20 protein-coding genes are annotated in these 18,221 nt (G+C 49.4%); 3 read left to right on the plus strand and 17 right to left on the minus strand.

The window, feature by feature from the left end; genetic code table 11:
• Position 1 precedes the first annotated feature (1 nt).
• Complete coding sequence (locus WGC32_RS05070; RefSeq protein WP_342680909.1) at positions 2-2,092, plus strand: glutamine synthetase III family protein; 2,091 nt, start codon at positions 2-4, stop codon at positions 2,090-2,092.
• A 197-nt stretch (positions 2,093-2,289) separates the two neighbouring features.
• Here the strand turns inward: WGC32_RS05070 and WGC32_RS05075 are convergent, their stop codons facing one another.
• The 3 genes from WGC32_RS05075 to WGC32_RS05085 all read right to left on the minus strand — a co-directional run bounded on the left by WGC32_RS05075 (position 2,290) and on the right by WGC32_RS05085 (position 4,788).
• On the minus strand, positions 2,290-2,757 hold the full coding sequence (locus WGC32_RS05075) for a hypothetical protein (protein ID WP_342680910.1): 468 nt from the start codon (positions 2,755-2,757) through the stop codon (positions 2,290-2,292).
• Between the two features lie 86 nt (positions 2,758-2,843).
• On the minus strand, positions 2,844-4,001 hold the full coding sequence (locus WGC32_RS05080; RefSeq protein WP_342680911.1) for a hypothetical protein: 1,158 nt from the start codon (positions 3,999-4,001) through the stop codon (positions 2,844-2,846).
• Positions 4,002-4,197: 196 nt separating this feature from the next.
• Positions 4,198-4,788, minus strand: a complete 591-nt coding sequence (locus WGC32_RS05085; RefSeq protein ID WP_342680912.1) for a uracil-DNA glycosylase — start codon at positions 4,786-4,788, stop codon at positions 4,198-4,200.
• 252 nt (positions 4,789-5,040) lie between these two features.
• On the opposite strand from WGC32_RS05085, the gene WGC32_RS05090 reads away from it, so the two are divergent.
• Positions 5,041-5,610, plus strand: a complete 570-nt coding sequence (locus WGC32_RS05090) for a PduL/EutD family phosphate acyltransferase (protein WP_191510482.1) — start codon at positions 5,041-5,043, stop codon at positions 5,608-5,610.
• A gap of 199 nt (positions 5,611-5,809) precedes the next feature.
• On the opposite strand, the gene WGC32_RS05095 is transcribed toward WGC32_RS05090, so the two are convergent.
• The 5 genes from WGC32_RS05095 to WGC32_RS05115 form a co-directional block, all read right to left on the minus strand.
• The gene (locus tag WGC32_RS05095; RefSeq protein ID WP_342680913.1) at positions 5,810-6,622 is read right to left on the minus strand and encodes a hypothetical protein; all 813 of its coding nucleotides are present in this window, start codon (positions 6,620-6,622) and stop codon (positions 5,810-5,812) included.
• Positions 6,616-7,326 (minus strand): ABC transporter ATP-binding protein, encoded by a 711-nt coding sequence (locus tag WGC32_RS05100; RefSeq protein WP_224771594.1) that lies wholly within the window; start codon positions 7,324-7,326, stop codon positions 6,616-6,618. Before WGC32_RS05100 ends, WGC32_RS05095 begins: the two co-directional genes overlap by 7 nt.
• Positions 7,319-7,699 carry a GntR family transcriptional regulator gene (locus WGC32_RS05105; protein WP_191482361.1) on the minus strand — a complete coding sequence of 127 codons (381 nt, stop codon included), beginning with the start codon at positions 7,697-7,699 and terminating at the stop codon, positions 7,319-7,321. Before WGC32_RS05105 ends, WGC32_RS05100 begins: the two co-directional genes overlap by 8 nt.
• 139 nt (positions 7,700-7,838) lie before the next feature.
• Entirely contained in the window at positions 7,839-8,204 is a 366-nt protein-coding gene (locus tag WGC32_RS05110; protein ID WP_342680914.1) for a sigma-70 family RNA polymerase sigma factor, read from the minus strand.
• A gap of 7 nt (positions 8,205-8,211) precedes the next feature.
• Positions 8,212-9,672 carry a recombinase family protein gene (locus WGC32_RS05115; protein WP_342680915.1) on the minus strand — a complete coding sequence of 487 codons (1,461 nt, stop codon included), beginning with the start codon at positions 9,670-9,672 and terminating at the stop codon, positions 8,212-8,214.
• Between the two features lie 98 nt (positions 9,673-9,770).
• Between WGC32_RS05115 and WGC32_RS05120 the strand changes: the two genes are divergently transcribed.
• Complete coding sequence (locus tag WGC32_RS05120) at positions 9,771-9,956, plus strand: hypothetical protein (protein ID WP_342680916.1); 186 nt, start codon at positions 9,771-9,773, stop codon at positions 9,954-9,956.
• 64 nt (positions 9,957-10,020) lie between these two features.
• Here the strand turns inward: WGC32_RS05120 and WGC32_RS05125 are convergent, their stop codons facing one another.
• The 9 genes from WGC32_RS05125 to WGC32_RS05165 all read right to left on the minus strand — a co-directional run bounded on the left by WGC32_RS05125 (position 10,021) and on the right by WGC32_RS05165 (position 18,150).
• Complete coding sequence (locus WGC32_RS05125; RefSeq protein WP_191482357.1) at positions 10,021-10,938, minus strand: SufD family Fe-S cluster assembly protein; 918 nt, start codon at positions 10,936-10,938, stop codon at positions 10,021-10,023.
• Positions 10,935-11,666: an ABC transporter ATP-binding protein gene (locus tag WGC32_RS05130; protein ID WP_342680917.1), complete on the minus strand. Its 732-nt coding sequence runs from the start codon at positions 11,664-11,666 to the stop codon at positions 10,935-10,937. The genes WGC32_RS05125 and WGC32_RS05130 overlap by 4 nt, the downstream gene beginning before the upstream one ends.
• A gap of 131 nt (positions 11,667-11,797) precedes the next feature.
• Positions 11,798-12,172: a sigma-70 family RNA polymerase sigma factor gene (locus tag WGC32_RS05135; protein WP_191482355.1), complete on the minus strand. Its 375-nt coding sequence runs from the start codon at positions 12,170-12,172 to the stop codon at positions 11,798-11,800.
• 277 nt (positions 12,173-12,449) lie between these two features.
• On the minus strand, positions 12,450-12,938 hold the full coding sequence (gene ybaK / locus WGC32_RS05140) for a Cys-tRNA(Pro) deacylase (RefSeq protein WP_191510477.1): 489 nt from the start codon (positions 12,936-12,938) through the stop codon (positions 12,450-12,452).
• A gap of 33 nt (positions 12,939-12,971) precedes the next feature.
• Positions 12,972-13,874, minus strand: coding sequence for a CorA family divalent cation transporter (locus tag WGC32_RS05145; RefSeq protein ID WP_191510476.1), 903 nt, complete (start codon positions 13,872-13,874; stop codon positions 12,972-12,974).
• A gap of 111 nt (positions 13,875-13,985) precedes the next feature.
• Positions 13,986-15,140, minus strand: a complete 1,155-nt coding sequence (fucO, locus tag WGC32_RS05150; RefSeq protein WP_342680918.1) for a lactaldehyde reductase — start codon at positions 15,138-15,140, stop codon at positions 13,986-13,988.
• Between the two features lie 132 nt (positions 15,141-15,272).
• Positions 15,273-16,559 (minus strand): replication-associated recombination protein A, encoded by a 1,287-nt coding sequence (locus WGC32_RS05155; protein WP_342680919.1) that lies wholly within the window; start codon positions 16,557-16,559, stop codon positions 15,273-15,275.
• Positions 16,560-16,640: 81 nt separating this feature from the next.
• Entirely contained in the window at positions 16,641-17,414 is a 774-nt protein-coding gene (locus tag WGC32_RS05160) for an alpha/beta hydrolase-fold protein (protein ID WP_191482350.1), read from the minus strand.
• A gap of 43 nt (positions 17,415-17,457) precedes the next feature.
• Entirely contained in the window at positions 17,458-18,150 is a 693-nt protein-coding gene (locus WGC32_RS05165) for a CAP domain-containing protein (protein WP_342680920.1), read from the minus strand.
• Positions 18,151-18,221 lie beyond the last annotated feature (71 nt).

Here is an 18,221-nt window from a genome sequence, read left to right on the forward strand (position 1 = left end):
CATGAACAACCTGCCTGAAATTTTTGGTAGTATGGTTTTTAACGATAAAACAATGCGGGAAAAGCTTCCCAAGGAAACCTATAAGATTTTGCGCCGTACCATTGACCAGGGCAAGAAGCTTGACATCAACATTGCCAATATTGTAGCCAATGCCATGAAAGATTGGGCGGTGGAAAAGGGCGTTACCCATTTTACCCATTGGTTCCAGCCCATGACCGGCATTACAGCGGAAAAACATGACAGCTTTATTTCCCCTACCGACGGCGGCAATGTTATCATGGAATTTTCCGGGAAAGAGCTGGTCAAGGGTGAGCCGGATGCTTCCTCCTTCCCCTCCGGCGGCCTGCGTGCCACCTTTGAAGCCAGAGGCTACACCGCCTGGGATCCGTCCTCCTATGCCTTTATCAAAGACGACACCCTATGTATTCCCACGGTGTTTTACTCCTATAGCGGTGAAGCGCTGGATAAAAAGACCCCGCTGATGCGTTCTATGGAGGTGCTCAGCAAACAGGCCCTGCGGATTCTGCGGCTGTTTGGCGACACGGAAACGACGGTGGTCAACACTACAGTCGGGCCGGAGCAGGAGTATTTTCTCATTAACAAAGAGGATTATTTGGCGCGAAAAGACTTAGTCTTCTGCGGTCGGACCCTTTTCGGAGCCATGCCTCCTAAAGGGCAGGAGATGGAAGATCATTATTTTGGCACCATCAAGCCCAGGGTTTCCGCTTACATGAAAGAACTGGATGAAGAACTGTGGAAGCTGGGCGTACTTGCCAAGACCAAACACAACGAGGTCGCCCCTTCTCAGCACGAGCTGGCTCCGATCTTTACCTCCACCAATGTGGCCACCGATCACAACCAGCTGACCATGGAGATGATGAAGAAGGTGGCGGACCGTCATGGGTTGGCCTGTCTACTCCATGAAAAGCCTTTCGACGGCGTTAACGGCAGCGGCAAGCACAACAACTGGTCCCTTTCCACCAACAGCGGCGTGAACCTGTTGGAGCCAGGGGACTCTCCCAGAGAGAACGCCCAGTTCTTGCTCTTCCTAACTGCCGTCATCAAGGCGGTAGACGAATACCAGGATCTTCTGCGGATTTCGGTGGCAAGCGCCGGCAACGACCACCGGCTGGGGGCCAATGAGGCTCCGCCGGCCATTGTATCGATGTTCCTGGGCGATGAATTGTCTGCCATCTTGGATTCCATTGTTGAGGGCAAAGATTACCAGGGCATAGCCAAAGAGGAAATGAAGGTAGGCGTCCATATCCTGCCCCGGTTCCCCAAGGACACCACCGATCGAAACAGGACCTCGCCCTTTGCCTTCACCGGCAATAAATTTGAGTTCCGGATGCTTGGCTCTAACTTTTCCATTGCCGGGCCCAACATGGTGCTCAACACCATTGTGGCGGAGGAGCTTTCTCAGTTCGCCGATGTACTGGAGCAGGCCGATGACTTTGCATCCACGCTCAATAAGCTGATCAAAAAGACCATCAAAGAGCACAAACGGATTATTTTCAACGGGAACAACTATGCAGAGGAATGGGTGAAGGAGGCAGAAAAGAGAGGGCTTCTCAATCTCAAAACTACAGTGGATGCACTGCCTCATTACATCGAGCCGAAAAACATCAAATTGTTTACCAAACATAAAATCTTTACCGAAAGCGAAATGTATTCCCGCTATGAGATCCTCCTGGAAAACTACTGCAAGACGCTGCATATCGAAGGGAAAACGATGCTGGATATGATAAAGAAAGACATTATTCCTGCGGTAACCGCGTATTGCAAGGAACTTTCTGAGACGGCACTCTCCAAAAAGAGCTTATGCCCTCAGGTGTCCTGCGTGACAGAGGAGTCTATGGTGACAATACTTTCCGAATTGAGCGCTGGCGTGTTTGAAAAGACGCAGAAGCTAGAAGCTGCACTCTCTCATACAGAGCAGATTTCTGACATTCAGGCACAGGCGGAAAGCTACCGGGACGAAGTCATTCCCGCCATGGAAGCGCTGCGGAAAGACGCGGATGAAATTGAGTCCCTGGTGGGGGAAAAATATTGGCCTTATCCCACCTATGGAAAGATGTTGTTCAGCGTCTGATAGCAGAATGCTAGTTTATATTTTTTGGAGAATGCCATCTTTTCGAGTAGGATAAGAAAATCCTAAATGACAACTTCTATACAATAGATAACATACTCCCCAATTCTCGGGCGGACCTGCTCCTTACCAGGTTCGCCCACTTTCTTTGTAAAAATATGAAAAAGGACAGCTGACAGCTGTCCTTAACAGAGAGATGCTTACATGGATTTTCCCCGGCGGGGGGAATGCGGACCGGGTACAGGCCTCCGGGCCATTGGGCTACAAGAACGGTAGCGGTTTTGCCCCCAATTGTTCCTCGGATTTTCGGGGGAAGGGTGAACCACCTTGTTCATGGTGGAAGCGACACTGAGAAATTGAGAGGTGAGAAACCCCATCTGTTCCAGAAGAATACGGCGCTTGGAGCGATTGCATAGGGCGTTAATGGAATGTTTCAGATGGCCTAGGTTCTCCATGAAGATGGGGATCATGGCGCCTGGTTGTGAGGATGCCAGATGATCTAAGTCAATGCTTTTCAGCTGTCCGGACAGCCCGTTGAGATTGTTCTGGATATGGAGCCGCTTTTGTTGATTGTCGATCTCCTTGACCAATTCGGACATGTGGCGGATGGTTTCCTGCATAGCGGCGATCATCGGAGCAATCAGGGCTTCTATGGAATGTTGGTTCATCAAAAACCTTCCTTTGCCTCAATCTGTGTTACATCTATATGAGAGCAAAGAGAGGTTTATGTTTTTTGGCATAGAAAAAGACGGACTCAACCGCCTTTTTCCGTGATGGATTTTATTTTTGACAAGGTTTCCTCTACCTTGGTGTTGACCTTAGCATAATCCATGCTGGAGATATAATACCGTTCAATATCATCGTGGATATTTTTGGCCTCTACCAATAGCCGAATGGCCTCATCCAGCATTTCACGGGCCGCTTTGCGGTTGAAGCTGATGCGCTGTTTTCGGATTTTCAGCTTGGTCATGTCGGTAAAGCGTTTGGCGTGAATGCGGCGGTAGGGCTCCAACTCCACATTGGTATATCGATTGGTGGTGATAAAGGCCATGCCGATGGAGGGAATCATCAGATGCTCCAGTTTTTCATAGGGAGAGAGGGGGCAGTAACAAGAGATAATATCCAGTTTGGCGGATAGGGCACTGCTGCGAAGAGCGTGGAGCAGCAAACGGGAGGCAGCACCCCATTCATCGTCAATTAGATAGATGCGGTCGCACATGGTTTTTACAGAATCGGTATATGTAATTAGCCCCTGGGGAGTGATGGTGCTGAGAAAACGGACAGCTTCTGTACCGTGATCTACATCGGTGGCACGAAATTCTTTGGCTGCCAGCCGCCGGGCATAGCGCGCGATTTTCTCCGGGTCGGTACATTCCACCGCAATGCGGTAGGTATCATAGATCAGGGAGGAAGCTGCGGTGAGAAAACGGCAGCAGCGGTCATGGCAGGCAGAGTTCTTAGCGCATAAGTCCACAATCTCCCTCCGATCCCGCTGCAAACGGTCCTCATCCCAGCAGTCGGTGAGATTGACGACCGACTCAAATACACCGGGATATTTGGGCTCAATGACATGGGGAGGAGTTCCGTCGGCGATGGATATCTTAAACTTGTTGCTAATAACACCGTCGAGGGAATCGGGATCCGAGGAACAGTGGATTTGTTCCACCAGCGGATCGCCTGCTTCTTGTAGCGCCTGGGACATCTTTTTCATCAGGCTGGATTTTCCAGTACCAGGACCACCTTTGATGACAAACTTGTGCCAGCCATCCAGAGGGGTGCCTAGTTGGTCAAAACGAGAAACAAAACCTTGAGGTGTGTTGGACCCCAAGAAAAAATGGACAAAGCTGCCGCCGTCTTTCATAGTCAAAACCACCTTTTCTCCGCACAGACTGCGCTTGTGTATGCCCGGCATCTGCCAGGCCGCCGTCCCCATGCTGTACGGGAGATGAGAACAGCCTGAAGTCGCTATTTTCCATGTCGAAATCTATACAACACCATGCTATTCAGATCAAGGCGTTTTTGACACTGGAAGAAGGTGGTTTAGGCGTATTTTCTTCAAAAGGGACAAAGATGGAAGAAGCCCTATTTCAAAGACAGCGGAAAGGAGTTTATTTTCCTGTTTCGTCCCCATAGGTATGCTCGCAAATTTCCCTGACTTTTTCTCGGAGCCCAAAGAAATCCTCCATGGCAGCGGGTTTGCTGGAAGGGCTTCGCAGCAGTGCCGCCGGGTGGTAAGTTCCCATCATTTGAACGCCGCTTTTTTCGAACCAGACGCCGTGCTCCTTGGTCACTTTAAAGTCAGGCTTAATCAGCTTTTGGGCGGCAATACGCCCTAAGCATACGATAATCTTAGGACGCAGTAGCTGAACCTGGTTTCTCAGATAGCCAATACAGGCCTCTTGTTCTTCAGGAAGTGGATCCCGATTTTGTGGAGGACGGCATTTGACGATATTGGCAATATAAATATTCTGCTTTCGGGAAAGGTCTACGGCGAAAAGCATCTTGTCGAGCAGCTGCCCGCCGCGGCCCACAAAGGGCTCACCAGAAAGATCCTCCTGTTCACCAGGACCCTCGCCAATCAACATAACTTCGGCATTGGGAACCCCCACGCCGAAAACAACATGGGTGCGGGTCTCAGAAAGCCCGCATTGTTTGCACTGGAGACAGTGCTCCCGCAGCAGTTGCAGGTCGTTTATCATCGTATTTTCTCCTTTGGCTTTTTGTATTAGTATACCATAACAGAAACAGGAGAAAAATGGATTGTTAAAATATTGTCAATTGTTGCATTGTGATGTCAAAAAAAGTACAATAAATACGGAAGACAAGCCGTATGAAGGCATGAAGCCGGCGGAGAGCAGCAGACAAATGCTGCGCACCTATGCTGCCGGAACGTGATGTTCCGGCCAAGGGGATAGAGAAAAATAGCGGCTTGTGCAATGGAGGAATGTACAATGAAAATTTTGGTTGAAACTTCTGCCCGCCACATCCATGTGACACAGCAGGATCTGGAGACACTGTTTGGTCCTGGCGCCGAGCTGTCGGTGAAAAAATATCTCTCTCAGCCTGGACAGTTTGCCACCAACGAGCGCCTGACATTGGTTGGACCGAAAAAATCCATGCCCAATGTGTCTATTCTGGGTCCGGTTCGTACGGCAACACAGATTGAGATTTCTCTCACTGATGCACGTTCCCTGGGTTTGGTTGCGCCGATTCGAGAGTCCGGCGACGTTGAAGGTTCTGCTCCCTGTAAGCTGATTGGGCCTTGTGGCGAGGTTGAGGTAAAGCAAGGTGTGATCGTTGCAAAACGCCATATCCATACCACACCGGAAGATGCGGAAAAATTGGGCGTAAAAGACAAGGAGATCGTCAGCGTAAAGGTGGATACACCGGAAAGAAGCCTGACTTTTGGTGATGTAGTGGTTCGGGTCAGCCCGAAATTTGCTACCGCTATGCATATTGACACCGACGAATCCAACGCTGCAGGTTGCTCTGGTGAGGTCTATGGCGAGATTGTCAAATAGATTAGGTTAAGAGAAAAGGCGCGGCTTTTTGCCGCGCCTTTCTTTCATGGATATAAGAAGCGACATAGATAGGGAAAAGAATGTAGTATAGTTTGCTTTTCGTCTCCTTGACTGAATTTTCTTGTTTTTATAGAAAAATAGAGAGAAAAGAAAAATCCCCACGGCAATTTGAATGCCATGGGGATTTTTTACATGGGGCTTATTCCAGCTCCATGTGACGAGAAAGAAGGTAAGTGGTGAGAAAGTATTTAGCCACTGCAAATATAACAGCCAAGAGCAAGAAAACACCAATGGCCAGATTGATGTAGCCCACATATTCCGGAACCATTTCCGTAGGAACGCCGTTAGAAAATCGTTGGCCGATGTCCTCAACCCAGCCGGTGCTGGCATAGGCGATGAGCCAGAGAATCCGACTTTCAACAATGGCGAAAACAAACAAGGTACCGATACCCGCCAAGACCTTCCACCTGCGGCAGAAGGGGAGATGGGCCACTGCTGAAGCACTGTAGAGGGACAAGACCATACCAAAGATGGAAGCCAGACCGCATCCGATGAGAAGGATGATGGTCAAAATAACATTATTTTCCCACCATGCTTTGAGAAGATCCATGACTTGGGGCAGAAGAATCTCCTGGGTGAAGATGCCGCCATGGATTTGCAGCAGCAGAAGGAAGGAAAGGACCATGACAATGATGGTGATCAGGCACCAGATGACCGAGACAAAGAGCCGGGCCAGTACCTGCTGATGGACGGTAGCGGGAAGGGTCATATTGAGATAGCCCTCCCGTCCATAGATGCGTTTGTTAAAGGCGCCAAGTATGCTCATGAGCATGATGACAATGGTGGCGACGATAACGGCAAAGACACAGATGGAAGCAATATATCCTACTATTTCTAGCTGGGGCAGGTCGACCATCCAGGTGAGAAGGGTGCTGATTATGAGGGCGCAGTAAATCCCTAAAAACTCACGGTAGGTGGATTTAAACTCATATTTCATCAATCTACCTAGCATTTGAATACCTCCCTAAAGAGCTGATCCACTGATTTATGGGTTTTCTCCCGCAGGGCATCGATTTCATCGCAAAGCATGACCTGCCCCTGTTTCAGGAAGATGACGGTGTCAAAAATACGCTCTACATCGCTGATCAGATGGGTAGAGATGATGACGGAGCTATCTTCACTGTAGTTTTTCAGCACCGTATCCAGGATGAAATCCCTAGCGGCAGGGTCGACGCCGCCCAGAGGCTCGTCGAGAATGTATAAATGGGCATCCCTGGACATCACCAGGCAAAGCTGGAACTTGTCGATCATGCCCTTGGACATGGATTTAATCTTCTGCTCGGGATTCAGCCCTAGGCGCTCTAGCATCTGGAAGGATTTCGAGGCGTTAAAATCCCGATACATATCGCTGAAAAGATAGATGGCGTCTTTGGCCCGCATCCAATCGGCAAAATAGTTCCGATCAGGCAGATAGGAGACCAGTGCTTTGGTGGAAGCGCCAATGGCCTGACCGTCAATCTGAACATCGCCCCGATAATTGGTGATGAGCCCGGTCAATATTTTGATGAGTGTGGTTTTGCCGCTGCCGTTAGGTCCCAGAAGGCCGATGATTTGTCCTTTGGGCAGGGTCAGATTTACATCTTTGAGGGCGGCAAAGGAACCGTAATTTTTGGATAGATTTTTGATGGTTGCCGCTGGCATATTCTTGTCATTCATTCTCCTCGTCCTCCTTTTCTAATCTTTCTTCTAGTTTTTCCAGCAGCTGCTGTTTGGTAAAACCTAAGTTCCGCATCTGCTGAATAAAGCTTTCAATCTGCGCTCCGGCAAGCTCTGTTCTGGTCATTTCAATCAACTCCCCGTCATTGGTAATGAATCTGCCCGCTGTGCGTTCGCTGTAGACCAAGCCATCCCGTTCCAGCTCAGAGAGGGCCCGTTGGGCCGTGTTGGGATTCACCGCATAGGTTTGCGCCAGATCCCGAACGGACGGCAGTCGCTGTCCCGGCAAAAGCTCGCCGGAGACAATTCGCCGCTTGATACTTTCAATCAGCTGCAAATAGATCGGTATATTTGGATTAAAGGTTTCCGTCAAAAGAATGACCTCCTTTCTCCTTATGTATTATTGTATTAAGCATCTAATACAATAATACAACGTTTTAGGGATTTGTCAAGGCCTTTTTCGAAAAAAAAATACCGGCAGTGGGTGAACACTGCCGGCAGGAAACAGGAAATTATCCCAAACTGTCAAGAATTTCTTTTCCGAAGCGCTTTTTGAGGATGGAAACGGCTTTTTTTTCGATCCGGCTGACATAGGAGCGGGAGATCCCCAGCTTTTTTGCAACCTCCCGCTGGGTCAGAGGGATTCTATTGCATAGGCCATATCTCATAACGATGATCTGCTTTTCTCTCTCATCCAGGGATTCGCCGATATACCTATAAAGCTTTTCGGATTTGAGCTTTAAATCAATGCTGTCGAATACACTGGCGTCATCGGAGACAATATCCATGAGGGTCAGGCTGTTGCCGTCCTTGTCGGTATCAATGGGATCGCTGATGTAGACATCCTGAGCGGATTTCTTTAGGTTGCGGAAGTGCATCAGGATTTCATTTGCTATCCTCTCTTTGAGGGAACAGGGAGGGAAATAGCTGAAGGCATTGGCCATCCCAAAGAAGCTGGTCAAACAGATCCGCGATCAGCTCTTTTTTTTCTTCGATAGACAGTGAAGCAAGACAACCTTCCAGAGAGAGCAGAGCGGCAGGGGAAGAACAAGGCTGCAAATCGCGGGCACTGGGCGAGACAGCTGTTTGAGAGGAAATTGTGCGCTGGTACTGCCGCAAACACTGTAAGAGTGTGGGGATATCCTCTTTCGTTGTAATGACCGCCTTCCATACAGCGGCGTCCAGGAGAAGCCCAGTGCCGTTTTTACACGGGCACCCAGAGATACCTTCCCGTTCTTTCCGGCGGCAAAGGTAGTAGAAGACAGACTGGCCTTCCGCAGTATACCGGCCGGTTTTTTTGGCGCGGAGAAGGGTGCCGCAGTGACCGCAGATAAGAATTCCGGACAGAAGAGGCGGAGGAGAAGGGGAAGAAGCATTGCCACGGGGAGCATGGGCGAGCAAACGCTGGACCTTGACCCAATCTTTGCCTGCAATGAGGGCGGGGTGCTGTCCGGGCGCTACAATCCAGTCCTGGGGCGGACGAATTTGATGGGGGCGGCCTTTGACTTGCAGGGTTTTATTGTATACCATCAGGCCATTTTCACCATCATAGAAGGCGGATTCTCCCCATATCCGAGCGCCTAAACTGGAAAAGTAGCGGAAGGTATCTTCATCAGCGGCAGCATAGACAGGATTGGTCAATATCTGGCGCAGGGCAAACCGGCGCAGTGGCTTTCCATTTTTGCTCTGTATCTTGTCAATGCGCATTTTATCTTCCAACTGGGTCAAGCTCTTGCAGGAAAGATATCCCCTATAGACGGCTCTCACAATATCCAGTTGGCTGTCTACCGGCACCAGACGGTAGGATTTACGGATTTTGCCATCCTTGCCTTGGTGTTCCACCATTTGTGAGGAAAATCCGGTAGGGGGGACGCCTCCTAGCCAGCGCCCGGATTTGGCTAGCTCCAGCATATTATCCCGGATGCGTTCGGCAATGGTCTCCCGCTCCAGCTGGGAGAAGACAGATGCAATATACATCATGGCGCGGCCCAGAGGGGAAGAGGTGTCAAACTGTTCCTTGATGGATACAAAAGAAATGGAGAGGCGGCTCAGCTCCTCAATTAGACGAGCAAAATCCCCGATGTTGCGGCTGACCCGATCCAGCCGGTAGCAAACAATGGTGGTAAATTTGTGCCTTCTCGCGTCCTCCATCATAGCGAGGAATTGAGGCCGCCTGGTATTTCTACCGGAAAAGCCCTCGTCCTCGTAGATCAAGAGATCCTGTGGGTCTACCTCCAAGTGAAGACGGCAGTATTGACGGCACATTTCCACCTGATTTTCCACACTGTCCCCCTGTCCGGTGAATTTGGATTTTCTTGAATAGATGGCCACCGCCGGCCGGCCCATCCAATCGCCCCCTTTCCCCTTATGTTATGCATCACGGCTTGGACGGCATGCGCAGGAAAACAAGCGCATAGAATCAAAAGGGAGAGGAGGGGATCATTGTGGAAGTAAAAGTAGAGATTCTGGGACAGGAAAAGGGGGAAGAAAATCTGAGAAAGTCATTGGCCCGCTGGCATGGAAAAATCGTCCTGAAAAGGATAGAAAAAGCGGAGCTGACCCGAACAGAGAAAATGGATTTGCTCCAGGAGATGATCGACCTGCTAGAAAAAAAGCCACCGTCAGAATAATACTCATTTCAGCCTAAAAAGAAAAGCCCTGCTTTTACAGGGCTTTCTCGCTTAAAGTTATGTTTTATTTTAGGAATCCTTCAATGATTTTAGCTTCGGCTTCCTGTTCTGTCAGGCCAAGGGTCATGAGCTTGGTGATCTGCTCTCCTGCGATCTTGCCGATAGCAGCTTCATGAATGAGAGCAGCGTCCACATGGTTGGCGGTCAGCTCTGGGATGGCGCTGACCACGCCGTTGTCCATGATGATGGCGTCGCACTCAGAATGACCGGTACAAGCACAGTTGCCGTAGATCCGGGAACGGAAGACCTGATGAGATTTACCTCTGGCTACCGACCGGGAGATCAGGTCCACGCCGGAACCGTCTCCGTTGAGCTCCACCTCAAAATCGGTCTCGGCAGTCTGGTCGCCATGGGTCATGATCTTTTCCTTAATGACCAGACGGCTGTCAGCGTCAAGTTTTGCCCGGGTGACACGGCGGGTGGAATCCACCCCCTTGATCTGGACAGTGTCCATCTCCATGACGGCACCTTCGGCCAGTTCAGCATAGGTCTGGGGATTGATGATCCGTTTGCCAGTGCCCTCGCCAATGCCGATATGTTTTTCCAGATAGCGCACATGTGCCCCTTTTTGAAGGAAAAAGCGGTGAATGCCGTTGTGCTGGGAAGCTTCTTCCCCTTCGGTATGGACGCCGCATCCCGCCACAATGGTGACATCGGCGTTTTCCCCTACATAGAAATCGTTATAGACCAGATCATCCACATTGCTGTGGGTGATGCAGGCGGGGATATAGACATTTTCATCGTGAGTTCCGGGCTTGATGAGAATATCAATCCCCGGCTTGCCCAGTTTGGATTTGATCTCAATGTTTTCGGTGGATTGGCGGCCGGCACAGCCGCTGTCTTCCCGGATATTGTAAGCGCCGTTGGGCTTATCAAACAGATCGGAAACCAGCCCAAGGAGTTCTTTGGTAATCGTATTCATACAGTTTGTGCCTCCTCCTGTTTGGGGCAGAATTGGCATCTGCTGTCCCCGGAAAGCAGGGTGGGAAGAATCTCATCCCGCGGTCCATGGGCGGTGATTTCGCCGTCAGCCAGGACGACGATTTCATCAGCGATGTTGAGAATCCGCTCCTGATGGGAAATAATGATGATGGAGCCTTGAATTTCTCGACGGAGCTTTTTAAAGACGTCGATGAGGTTGTTAAAGCTCCACAAATCGATGCCGGCTTCTGGTTCATCAAAGATGGTAAGACGGGTTTTGCGGGCCATCACCATGGCAATTTCGATCCGCTTGATTTCGCCGCCGGAGAGGCTGTCGTTGATCTCACGGTCAATATAATCCTTGGCGCACAGCCCTACATCCCGTAGGTAGTTGCACAGTTGATCTTCGCTGAGTTTTCCGCCAGCGGCCAGCTCAATAATATCCCGCACCGTAATCCCTTTAAAGCGGACCGGTTGCTGGAAAGCGAAACTGATGCCGGCCTTTGCCCGCTCGGTAATATCCATTTGGGTGATATCTTTTCCATCAAAAAAGATACTGCCGGAGGAGGGCTGATAGATGCCGGCGATCACCTTGGCAAGGGTGGATTTCCCACCGCCGTTGGGACCGGTGATAACGATGAACTGACCGTCTTTCACGGTTAAATTCACATTCTTGAGGATTTCTTTTTCCCCAAGAATATCCATGGAAATATTTTTCAGTTCCAGCATTTTTGATTTCTCCTATTTTTGGTTGTATGGGATGAATTTGACGAACATGTGAATATCTTGTGTTTTTATTATACCACGAAAATACAAAAATCAAGAGAGTTTGTCTTTTTTTTAACGGTTTGTACACAATTTTAGTATACAAAGAACAAAATACGTGGAATTGGGAGGATAGCTTTTTCTATACAACGTGCCGCATAGGTGGCAAAGCGGGTTCCCTTGGTATAGTCAAAGGTAGAGACTGCCTTAATGAGTCCAATGGTGCCGATAGAAATCAGGTCATCCTGATCCTTGTAGTTGGCGTAGTACTTTTTGATAATGTGGGCAACCAGCCGCAGATTGTGTTCAATGAGCTGATTGCGGGCCTCGGTATCTCCCTGTTTGATGCGCTCAAGGCATTGCTGTTCCTCCTTGGCGGAAAGAGGCTTGGGAAAGGTACCATTGCCGGTGATATGTAAGGCAAAATAAAGAAGGTTGCACAAAGCGAAACAAATCAGGAAAGAATACATAAAACTACCCCATTTCTATTGCTTGATGGTGAAAAAGAATGGATTTCCTTGTATGGGGAAAACAAATGCGACAAGGGCCATAAAGTAACATATGTGCGGACGAAGAATTTTGTGCGTGTCCCGGAAGGAGGAGAAAATTCAGGGGTAAAACAAAGATAAAAAGCCAAAAATCGCTTGAAAAAGCAAAAAGAAACAAGACGGCAGATACCGTCCTGTTCAGTCGAAACGCTGTGATTTTTCATCTGACTATAGTCTTCTCAATGACAAACATCCCAGATCAATCTAAGGCTGACACCGTAATATCAGCTGTCTGTGCCTGGGTCAGGGAGAGAAGGTCCTCCACCCCAAGCTCAATTTGATAGCCGATTTTCCCCCCGCTGACGATGATGGTGGAAAGATTTTGGCAGGAGGCGTCAATCACGGTGGGATAGGCTCGTTTCATCCCAATGGGGGAGCAGCCCCCTCGAATATAGCCGGTGACCTGTAGGAGATCCTTGACATGGATCATCTCCACCGATTTTTCACCAACTGCCCTGGCAGCGGCTTTCAGATTGAGTTCCTTTGCCACAGGAATCACAAAAACATAATAATTGCGGCCGGATCCCTTGGTGACCAAAGTTTTGTAGACCTGCTCTAAGGGCTGGCCCATTTTTTCAGCCACGGCAACACCGTCAATCTTTCCGTCGCTGTGGTCATAGGTGTATTCCTGATGCGGAATATGGGCCTTATCTAATATTCGCATGACATTGGTTTTATTGCCTGCCAAAGAAATTCCTCCCATTCTTGTTGGTTATTTTGATTATAACCACTTATTTTTTTTGAATAGAATGATACAAGAAATGATAATGATTCCACTCACGCCGATGACAATGGGATAACCTAACATCCAGTGATATTCCGGCATGTCAAAATTCATGCCGTACCATCCGGCAACTAAACTGAGCGGAGAAAAAATAGCGGTAATCACGGTGAAGAGCTTCATGAGGCTATTGAGATTAATATCTACTTGGGCTTGATAAGCTTCTCTAACTTGGGTGACATAGTCCCGCAAATTGCATACATTGGCATCTAAGCGGTCAACCCGTCCCGAAAGAATATGGACAAAACGCAGGTCACGTTTGTCAAGCAGTCCATTGAGATTTTCCTCCATAACGTCAAAGAGGCTGGCAAGCTGTTCGTAATAACGACGAAGTTTCATAAGCTTTTTACGCAACAAAACAATTTCCTTGATACAACTTTGTTTCTTTGAAGTAATAAGCGCCTCTTCTAAATCAGAGATTTCCTGCTCTAAATCTTCCAATTGAGAAAAATCTTCTCTTGTCAGCCGGTCAAAAAAAGTAAGCAATAACTTTTGCACAGATGCAGTTTCTGCTGGAGCTTCATCTAAAATATTATCTAAGAGAGGATTATCATCGCTTGCAAAGACCAAAAAATGAGGAGCAAAATAGATAATCGTGCGATTCATGGGTGCGGTTAGATCAGAAAAATCAGGGACGTTTAGGCAAAAGTAGTCAAAACCATTATGGCTCTCTAACTTAGAAGGACCGCTTTTAGCGTATTCCTGAATAATACGATCAGGAACACCAAGATGGCTACCATAAACCGTTAATTCTTTTAATGTGAGCCGATAAAGGATGTCACCGTTTTGTTGTGGGGAAGGTGGGAAAGCGTCCGCGTCTTTCGCGGTAAAATAGGAAATCATAATGACATCATTCCTTTCAGCCTTTTATTGTAGCATGATGACTTGTCCTGAGCAAGCAACAAAAAAGAGCTTTTGGCCTTTCGGCCAAAAGCTCTTTTGAGACGACTATACTTAAAGTGCGGTTCTATAGATTTCAGCAATTTCTTCCACAGAGGTGGGACGTGGATTGCCAGGAGTGCAGCCGTCAGCCAAAGCGGCCTCTGACAGGCGGGGAATATCCTCTTCCTTCACACCGATTTCGTGGAGAGTCTGGGGAATGCCCACATCTTTGGAGAGCTGGATGACCGCGTCGATGGCAGCTTGGCGGTATTCATCCTGGCTCATCTCATCAACGCCCTGGACACCCATGACACGGGCGATTTCACGGAACTTTTCTCCGGTATAAGGAGCATTGTACTTCATGACATAGGGCAGAAGTACCGCGTTGGCAATACCATGAGGGGTGTCATAAACACCGCCCAGCTGATGGGCCATGGAGTGAACGATACCCAGTCCGCAGTTGGAGAAAGCCATACCAGTCATATACTGGCCGATGGACATGTCAAAGCGGCCGTCAGGATCATTTTCAACAGCTTTGCGCAGGCTTTTAGCAATCAGCTCAATGGCTTTCAGGTTGAGGGTGTCGGTCAGCTCCCAAGCGCCGTTAGCAGTATAACCTTCAATGGCATGGGTCAAAGCGTCCATACCGGTGTTGGCAGTCAAAGACTTAGGCATGGAGGACATCATCTCAGCGTCCACAATGGCCACGATTGGAATATCATGAGGATCGACACAGGGGAATTTTACCTGACGCTCCTCATCGGTGATAACGTAGTTCATGGTCACCTCTGCCGCAGTGCCAGCGGTGGTGGGGATGGCAATGATGGGGACGGATTTATTCTTGGTGGGGGAGACGCCGGCCAGGCTCTTTACGTCGGCAAACTCCGGGTTATTGATGATGATACCGATGGCCTTAGCGGTATCCATAGAAGAACCGCCGCCGATGGCAACGATAAAGTCGGCGCCGCTCTTTTTATAAGCTTCCACACCGTTTTGTACATTTGCGACAGTGGGATTTTGTTTAATATCGCTGTAAATTTCATAGGGGAAGTTTTCTTTGTCCATCAAAGCGGTAACCTTCTGGGTAACACCGAACTTGATCAGGTCTTTATCGGAGCAAACAAACGCCTTCTGAAAGCCCCTGGATTTGATTTCATCCGGAAGCACAGAGATGGCGCCCGGTCCGAAGTGGGAGGTTTCGTTAAGGATCATCCTGTAAATTGCCATGATTGCACTCTCCTTTTTGTTGTAAGACAACTTGAAATGATAGTTTCATTATACTACAAAATCTGTCTGCTTCCTAGGCATATATTGTGAAATTTCAGCCCAATTTTTTTGACAAAAATGAAACGGAAAGTTCTATTTGGAGGGATCTTTCTCCCCCTCGCCTTTGATGGCCTGCCAGTACCGGAAAGAGGCCTGCTCAGTTTTATTGTCCCCAAAGACATAGTAATGCTTGTCCTTGATGGGGTCGGGAAGGTACTGCTGGTCAAACCAGTGGTTTTTCCTCTCATGGGGATAGACGTAGCCAATAGCCCGTCCCATTTTCTGGGCACCGGAATAATGTCCATCCTTGAGATAAGCGGGAATTTCCCCAACGCCGCCCTGTTTAATATCGGACATGGCAGCGTCGATGGCCATCATGGCGGAGTTGGATTTGGGTGCGGTGGCCAGAAGAATGACCGCTTCTGACAGAGGAATCCGGGCTTCAGGGAGACCCAGCTGGAGAGCGGCATCCACGCAGGCCTTTACGATAGCAATGGCCTGGGGATAGGCAAGCCCTATATCCTCAGCAGCGGTAACCAGCATCCGGCGGCAGGGAGAGAGCAGGTCCCCTGCATTGAGCAGCCGGGCTAAGTAGTGGACGGCAGCGTCCGGATCAGAGCCTCGGATCGACTTCTGAAAAGCAGAAAGGATGTCATAGTGTTCATCAGCATCTCGGTCGTAGCGCATAGAACTGCGCTGGGAGATGGCTTTGGCGTCCTCTAAAGTGACCTTTCGTATTCCGTCCTCCTCCCGAGCGGAGAGAACGCACAGCTCCACGGCGTTGATGGATTTTCGCACATCTCCGCCGCAGGATAGGCTGATGTGCTCCACCACCCCAGCCTCGATGTCAAGGCTCATAGAACGTTCTTGCTCCAGAAAAGAAAAAGCTCTGCGGATGGCATTCTCTACATCCTGGGGGGTCACAGGCTTAAATTCAAAGACGGTAGAACGGGATAGGATAGCGTTATAAACATAGAAATAGGGGTTTTCAGTGGTGGAGGAGATCAAGGTGATGGAACCATTTTCAATAAATTCCAGCAGGGTCTGCTGCTGCTTTTTATTTAGGTACTGGATCTCATCTAAATAAAGCAGAATACCGTTTAGCCCCTCCAATGTGCCGGTTTGGGCCACAATATCCTTGATGTCGGCGGTGGAAGCGGTGGTGCCGTTGAGCTTATAGAGCTTTTTTCCCGCGCTTTGGGCAATGATACGGGCCACTGTGGTTTTACCCACACCGGAAGGCCCATAAAAGATCATGTTGGGGATTTCCCCCGACTCCACGATACGCCGGAGCACCGCGCCTTTTGCAACCAGATGCTGTTGGCCCACCACCTCATCCAAGTTTTTGGGACGCATCCGGTCCGCCAGAGGTGCGCTCATAGTTTTCTCTCCTCTCCCTGGGGATGATAGAAAGAAACGGGAATCCTGCGGATCCCCGTTTCTGGAAGTTTTTTTCTCAAATTAGCCGTTGGGAAGCAGGTATTTGAGGGCTTTGTCAATGGACTGATCCCAGAAATCCCAGCCGTGCACGCCGGGCCACTCCTCATAGTGGTAGTTGATGCCGAGCTCCTCCATTTTCTTTCTAAACTCTACATTGTAGGGATAGAGGAAGTCCTCCGTACCGCAGCTGGCGTAGATGGGGATCTCCTTGGCCTGGGGCAGTTTGGCATAGTTTTCTGCAATGGCATACAGGTCGTCTTCGGGACCGACCTCCACCTTTTCGCCGAATACACCGGTGATGTCGGGATAGGGGAAGAGCTTCCGGCTTTCCTCGTTGAGCATGGAATGCTTCAGATCCACAGCAGAAGAAAATGCTGCCGCGCCGCCATAATTTTCCGGGTTGCGCATGAGCATCTTCAGTGCGCCGTAGCCGCCCATGGAGCAGCCTGCAATAAAGGTATCTTTGGGATCGGCAGAGATGCCGAACATGGCCTTCATCAGACGGGGCAATTCCTCAGAAATAAAGGTATAATAGGGCAGACCATACTTCATATCGGTATAGAAGCTGCGCTGAACCGAAGGCATGACAACACAAAGCTCATACTCCCGGGTATAGCGTTCCAACGCTGTGTAGCGGGACCACTCCAAAAAGTTGCCGGAAAGACCGTGGAGCAGGTAGAGCACCCGAATGGGTTTTCCGGGACGTTTACGGATGCGGTCATGGGGAAGGATGATGGCAAGGTCGGTATCCATATGCATCACTTCAGATTTGATGCAGCCTTTTAAAAATGCCATAGAAAGACCTCCTTTTCTTTATCAGGGAGCATAAAGCGCCCGATTATCCATAGTAATCAATGATATCGCCCTCGTATTCCACATGGTACTCCATGTCGCCTGAACCACCAGGCTGGCCAAAGTGAAGAACACCATACATGATGCCATTTTTGATGTAGACGGCAGCACCCATATCGCTCATATAGTTAGCTGTCATGGAGGAATAGTGCCCGGCGCTGGATTTCCACATATTAAACAGCTGCTGGGCGGTCATGGTGTCGGTTTCAGCGATATTCTCCGCGAAATAGAGGAAATTGTAGCCTGCGGCCAAAGCAGCGGTTTCACCGGTGGTGCCATTGGGCCTGGTGTGTGAAAAGAGGCTGGACAGCTCCACACAGCGGGTATAAGCACTTTGACAGAGGGCAGCGCTGTAGTTATAAGCGGGAAGTCCCAAGCTGGCCCGCTCATTGTTAACCAGGGTAAACAGCTGGGAAACAATGTCCGAATCGCTGGAAGCAGCCGCTGCAGTAGACGGAGGGGCGGTGGTGGTTGTCTGAGGCGGCGCTGTTGTGGTTGTGGTCGTGGTCACGGTGGTCGTAGTCGTAGTGGTTACTGGTGTAGTCGTGGTCGTGATCGGTTTGGAAGTAGTGGTCACCGGCGTGGTGACATCAGAAGAAGACTCTTCCTGTTGGCCGCAGCCTGAAAAAAGCAGGCAAAGGCCAAGACACAGAGAAACAATGCGAACGGGAAACTTCATAGATTACCTCCAAACGCCCACCGGGGCAAGATCATCTCAATCAAGGGATACTCATCACAGCCCATTTTGCA

The organism is Zongyangia acetica (genome assembly GCF_038739695.1).
GTDB classification, from domain to species: domain Bacteria; phylum Bacillota; class Clostridia; order Oscillospirales; family Ruminococcaceae; genus Zongyangia; species Zongyangia gallinarum.

Coding starts and splice junctions, on each gene's coding strand:
- WGC32_RS05070 (WP_342680909.1), top strand. CDS start 2: ATGAACAACCTGCCTGAAATTTTTGGTAGTATGGTTTTTAACGATAAA.
- WGC32_RS05075 (WP_342680910.1), bottom strand. CDS start 2,757: ATGAACCAACATTCCATAGAAGCCCTGATTGCTCCGATGATCGCCGCT.
- WGC32_RS05080 (WP_342680911.1), bottom strand. CDS start 4,001: ATGCCGGGCATACACAAGCGCAGTCTGTGCGGAGAAAAGGTGGTTTTG.
- WGC32_RS05085 (WP_342680912.1), bottom strand. CDS start 4,788: ATGATAAACGACCTGCAACTGCTGCGGGAGCACTGTCTCCAGTGCAAA.
- WGC32_RS05090 (WP_191510482.1), top strand. CDS start 5,041: ATGAAAATTTTGGTTGAAACTTCTGCCCGCCACATCCATGTGACACAG.
- WGC32_RS05095 (WP_342680913.1), bottom strand. CDS start 6,622: ATGCTAGGTAGATTGATGAAATATGAGTTTAAATCCACCTACCGTGAG.
- WGC32_RS05100 (WP_224771594.1), bottom strand. CDS start 7,326: ATGAATGACAAGAATATGCCAGCGGCAACCATCAAAAATCTATCCAAA.
- WGC32_RS05110 (WP_342680914.1), bottom strand. CDS start 8,204: ATGCACTTCCGCAACCTAAAGAAATCCGCTCAGGATGTCTACATCAGC.
- WGC32_RS05115 (WP_342680915.1), bottom strand. CDS start 9,672: ATGGGCCGGCCGGCGGTGGCCATCTATTCAAGAAAATCCAAATTCACC.
- WGC32_RS05125 (WP_191482357.1), bottom strand. CDS start 10,938: ATGAATACGATTACCAAAGAACTCCTTGGGCTGGTTTCCGATCTGTTT.
- WGC32_RS05130 (WP_342680917.1), bottom strand. CDS start 11,666: ATGCTGGAACTGAAAAATATTTCCATGGATATTCTTGGGGAAAAAGAA.
- WGC32_RS05135 (WP_191482355.1), bottom strand. CDS start 12,172: ATGTATTCTTTCCTGATTTGTTTCGCTTTGTGCAACCTTCTTTATTTT.
- WGC32_RS05145 (WP_191510476.1), bottom strand. CDS start 13,874: ATGATTTCCTATTTTACCGCGAAAGACGCGGACGCTTTCCCACCTTCC.
- fucO (WP_342680918.1), bottom strand. CDS start 15,140: ATGGCAATTTACAGGATGATCCTTAACGAAACCTCCCACTTCGGACCG.
- WGC32_RS05155 (WP_342680919.1), bottom strand. CDS start 16,559: ATGAGCGCACCTCTGGCGGACCGGATGCGTCCCAAAAACTTGGATGAG.
- WGC32_RS05160 (WP_191482350.1), bottom strand. CDS start 17,414: ATGGCATTTTTAAAAGGCTGCATCAAATCTGAAGTGATGCATATGGAT.
- WGC32_RS05165 (WP_342680920.1), bottom strand. CDS start 18,150: ATGAAGTTTCCCGTTCGCATTGTTTCTCTGTGTCTTGGCCTTTGCCTG.